This is a genomic window from Sphingobium sp. VMM, assembly GCF_056790315.1.
The window spans coordinates 1-3,831 of the sequence record NZ_JBXGSI010000048.1 but is presented as its reverse complement, the minus strand read 5'-3'; the positions used below and the strand labels follow the sequence as shown (position 1 = coordinate 3,831).

Here is a 3,831-nt window from a genome sequence, read left to right as displayed (position 1 = left end):
CACATGATCCGTCGTCTGTGGAAGTCGTTGCTGGACGCTGGCCGCAAAATGCCAGTCGCCAGCCGGAGGCCGGCTAGCGCTGCTGGTGATGCTGTCGACAGGTGCGTTGGCTGATTGGTCGTGGCCTGAAGGATCAGGGCAGCATGTCGCCAATTCTCTTGGCCAGCGCGTCCATCGCGAAGGGTTTGGTCACCAGCGCCATGTTCGGCGCCAATTGTCCGTTCCCGATGACGGCATTTTCCGCATAGCCGGTAATGAACAGGATCTTGAGATCGGGCAGGAGGCTGAGTGCGGCATCGGCAACCTGGCGACCGTTCATGCCACCAGGCAGCCCCACATCCGTGATGAGCAGATCGAAGGCCGCACCATTTTGCAGCAGCCGCATGGCGCCTGGACCATCCATTGCCTCCTGCACATCATAGCCCAGTTCCTGCGCAATCTCGACGACGAGGAGGCGCACCGTGGGTTCATCATCGACCACCAGGATGCTGCCCCGTTTCATCGCCTTGTCGCCGGCCATCGCGGGCAGGAGAGGGGGCGGGGATGCGTCGTCACTCCCTTCGTCCTCCATGAAATGGCGGGGCAGATAGATGCACATGGTCGTGCCCGTGCCGATCTCGCTATAGATCCGCACATGCCCGCCGGACTGACGGGCAAAACCATAGATCATGGACAGGCCAAGTCCGGTGCCTTCACCCAGCGGCTTGGTAGTGAAGAAGGGATCGAAGGCGCGGGAAATCACCTCGGGCGTCATGCCCGTGCCGGTGTCGGTCACGCAGATCGAGACATATTGACCCGGTTCCAGATCGCGCTCGCGCGCGGCCATGTCGTCCAGCCACTTGTTTGCAGTCTCGATCGTGATGCGTCCCCCGTCCGGCATCGCGTCGCGCGCATTGATGCAGAGGTTGAGCAGCGCATTTTCAAGCTGGTTGGGATCGACCAGGGTCGTCCAGATACCGGCCTTGCCGACAGTCTCGACCTCGATCTGTGGTCCCACCGTGCGCCGGATCAGCTCTTCCAGATCGAAGATCAGGCGGTTGGAATTGACCGGTTTGGGATCAAGCGTCTGCCGGCGGGAGAAGGCGAGCAGGCGGTGGGTGAGCGCCGCGGCGCGGCGGACGGCGCCCTGGGCTGCGACAGAATATTTGTCGATCTCGCCGACCCGGCCCTGCGCTATGCGTATCTGCATCATTTCCAGGGCCCCGGAAATGCCCGTCAGCAGATTGTTGAAATCATGGGCAAGGCCACCTGTCAGCTGGCCGACCGCTTCCATCTTCTGCGATTGGCGCAGGGCCTCTTCAGCCCTGTCGCGCTCGGCCGTCTTGGTCTCGACCTCCTCGGCAAGCCTGCGGCGATCCTCCTCGAGCTGCCGCTCGATCGCCTTGCGGGCGGACATGTCCTGCATCGCGCCGACCATGCGCAACGGTTCCCCGGCAGGACCGCGTAGGACATAGCCGCGATCGAGGACATCGGCATAGCCGCCGTCGCCGCGGGCGAAGCGATATTCGTCGGTCCAGTCGGTGCCTTCGCCATCGATCACCGCATGGATGCTGTCATTGATCCGCTGCCGGTCATCCGAGTGGATATGGCGCAGCCACCATTCGCCGGTCGGTTCGACATTTTCGAGCCTGTGGCCATAGGCATGCTCAAGCGCGATGTTCCAGGTCACATGATCGTCGCGGAAATTCCAGTCCCACACCGCATCATTGGTGGCCCGCCCGGCAAGGCGCAGCCGCTCCTCCACTTCACGCAAACTGGCCTGCGCCTGGCGGTCGGCGGTGACGTCCTGCACGGTGCCGATAAGGCGGATCGGGGCCTGGCCCTCGAACATCGCCAGGCCCTGGGCATGGATGTGCCGCTCGATCCCATCCTCGATCCCGATCGTGCGATACTCGGTGTCGAAAATGCCGGTACCGGTCGGATCGAGCGCGGCGCGCACCGCTACATCCGCCCCTTCGCGATCATCGGGGTGCAGGCCGGCCAGAAAGGCGGTTTCATAGCTGACGGGCGCGCCGGGATGCAGGCCGAAGAGGGCGCGACAGCGATCGTCCCATTCAAGCTGTCCGGTCTGCGGCCAATAGTCGAACTGCCCAAGGCGGGCGGCGCGCGTGGCGAGTTCCAGCTTCTCCCGGCTTGTGGCCAGCGCTTCGCGCGAAAGATGCGATGCCGTCACGTCGGTGGCCGTACCGAACCATTCGAGGATCTGCCCGTCATCGTCAAGAATGGGCACGGCGCGCGACGCGGTCCAGCCGATGGTGCCATCGGCCTGGCGAACCCGATGTTCGAGCATGAAGGGCGTTTTGGTTTCGATGGCCCTGGCAATCGCATCCTGCACGATGGCCTGGTCATCGGGCGGGATATAAAGCTCGAGCCAGCGAACCGATGGCGCCTGCGTATCGATGAGGAAACCGCGGCCATCGAGCTGGCGCATTTCCTGCCAGTCGGCGCTCATCTGGTATATGGCGTCGGACGTCGCGCCGACCAGAGCGCTGAAGCGTGCCTCGCTTTTCTCCAGCCGGGACTGTTCTTCCTCGATCCGACGGGCATCGGTAAATTTCTGCGTGACGTCCACCGCGACGTCGAGGACGCCGGCAATCTCCCCCGCGTCGTTGCGCAGGGGGCTGTAGCAAAAGGTCCACCAGGTGTCCTCGGCATAGCCATTGCGGGTCATGACGAGATGCATGTCTTCGACCGAGACCGTCTCGCCGCCAAGCGCCCGGTCGATCAGGGGCGAAAGCTCATGCCAGATCTCGGGCCAGACATCGCGCATCGGCTGGCCAAGCGCCGATGGATGACGGGCTCCGAGGAAGGGCGCATAGGCATCATTGTACAGGAAGACCTGTGCTTCGCCCCAGGCGATGAACATCGGAAAATCCGATGCGAGCGCGAGTTCGACCGTGGTGCGCAGCGCAATCGGCCAGTCGGCCCTGGCGCCCAATGCCGTCTTCTCCCAGGGAAAGGAGGACAGCCTGGCCTTAAGCGATTCTGCGGGCGCAGGCGCCGGCGAAAAGATGGAAGCCATGACATCGGGGTAGGGCGGCTTGGCTATGCTGTCATCGGGCACGATGGGTGTGCTTCCTTTCATTTCGCGCCCTTAACGTAATCGCGCCCGATTTGATCCATGGATTCAATCTTGTCGGACGGCGGATCGTGCGCTGTTGTCGCTATTGACCTCGTCCGCGCCGGTCTGGTCGGCCCTGAAATAGCCGATCGCAACCACGATGAGCAGAACCGCGATGACGAGCGCGAGGCTTGTTACCAATATGGATCGCGTCACGGTCGTTCGCGATCCGCTGCGTGCCTCGACTTTCGAGAGATGGGTTACCGTTTCGCCGTCTTCCTGTCGTTTCTCCATTTTCTCTCTCCTTGCTCTTTGCCTCATGTCAGCGACGGGTTGGCGCTATCCTCCAGACGCTGTTGGACAGGTCATCGGCGACCAGGAGCGCGCCATGGACCGGATCATAGCTTACGCCCACCGGACGCCCGCGCGCATGTCCATCCTTGATGAACCCGGTCAGGAAGTCCTGCGGCTTTCCGGTCGGCCGACCATTGGCGAAAGGGATGAAGACCACCTTGTAGCCGGCCAGATCCTGCCTGTTCCAGCTGCCATGCTGCCCGACGAAGGCGCCCTGCGCATAGGCGGGGCCAAGACCGGCGCCGGTTGCGAAGCTGATGCCGAGTGCTGCGACATGAGATCCCAGGGCATAATCGGGCCGGATCGCGCGTCGCACCATATCGGGCTGCTGTGGACGCGCCCGCGTATCGACATTCTGTCCCCAATAGCTGTAGGGCCAGCCATAAAAGGCCCCGGGGCGAACCGAAGTCATATAG

3 protein-coding genes are annotated in these 3,831 nt (G+C 62.9%); all 3 read right to left on the bottom strand.

Annotation, left to right across the window (positions count from 1 at the left end; genetic code table 11):
- Positions 1-133: 133 nt before the first annotated feature.
- On the bottom strand, positions 134-3,085 hold the full coding sequence (locus tag ACUCV3_RS27180; protein WP_482241467.1) for a PAS domain-containing protein: 2,952 nt from the start codon (positions 3,083-3,085) through the stop codon (positions 134-136).
- 42 nt (positions 3,086-3,127) lie between these two features.
- Entirely contained in the window at positions 3,128-3,355 is a 228-nt protein-coding gene (locus tag ACUCV3_RS27175; protein WP_048939665.1) for a hypothetical protein, read from the bottom strand.
- A 28-nt stretch (positions 3,356-3,383) separates the two neighbouring features.
- Positions 3,384-3,831 (bottom strand): PQQ-dependent sugar dehydrogenase (locus tag ACUCV3_RS27170; protein WP_482241466.1); only part of this gene is annotated, 448 nt, incomplete at its 5' end.

Coding starts and splice junctions, on each gene's coding strand:
- ACUCV3_RS27180 (WP_482241467.1), bottom strand. CDS start 3,085: ATGAAAGGAAGCACACCCATCGTGCCCGATGACAGCATAGCCAAGCCG.
- ACUCV3_RS27175 (WP_048939665.1), bottom strand. CDS start 3,355: ATGGAGAAACGACAGGAAGACGGCGAAACGGTAACCCATCTCTCGAAA.